Source organism: Amycolatopsis thailandensis (assembly GCF_002234405.1).
Taxonomy (GTDB): domain Bacteria; phylum Actinomycetota; class Actinomycetes; order Mycobacteriales; family Pseudonocardiaceae; genus Amycolatopsis; species Amycolatopsis thailandensis.
The window spans coordinates 1-615 of the sequence record NZ_NMQT01000412.1 but is presented as its reverse complement, the minus strand read 5'-3'; the positions used below and the strand labels follow the sequence as shown (position 1 = coordinate 615).

At 71.4% G+C, this 615-nt stretch carries 1 protein-coding gene; it reads left to right on the top strand.

Features of this window, described 5'->3' with window-relative positions:
- Positions 1-615 (top strand): ROK family protein (locus CFP71_RS43210; protein ID WP_143267360.1); only part of this gene is annotated, 615 nt, incomplete at both ends.

Sequence of the window (615 nt, the reverse complement as noted above, 5' to 3'; positions counted from 1 at the left end):
GTCGAAGCCCGCGACGGCGCAACTGCTCACCCGCCTCGAACAGGACGACGTCGTCACCAAGGCGGGCGTCCGCGGCGGGGGCCGCGGCCCGAGGGCCCAGCTCTGGGAGGTCAACGGCGGCGTCGCCTACGTCGCGGCCGTCGACCTGACACCGCATGTGGCCGATTTCGTCGTCTCCGACGTCACCGGCGCGGTGCTCGCCGAGTACCAGGTCCCGCTGCCGGTCCACGAGGGCGCGGACGTCGTCGGCTCCTTCGGCGCGGCGCTCACCCAGGTCGCCTCCGAAGCCGGACTGGCGACCAAAGATCTCCGTCATGTCGTCATCGGCGCGCAAGGTGCCTTCGACCCGCGCACCGGTCTGCTCTCCTCGGCGCCGCACATCCCCGGCTGGCTCGGCTTCGACGTGCCGAGCAGGCTCAGCCAGGAACTCGGCGTCGAGGTCACCATCGAGAACGACGTCAACCTGGTCGCGATCGTCGAGATGACGGTCGGCCAGGCCGTCGGGCTCGACGACTTCGTGATGATCTGGCTCAGCGACGGCGTCGGCGGCGCGGTGGTGGTCGGCCGCAGGCTGTTGCGCGGCGCGACCGGCGGTGGCGGCGAGATCGACTGGAT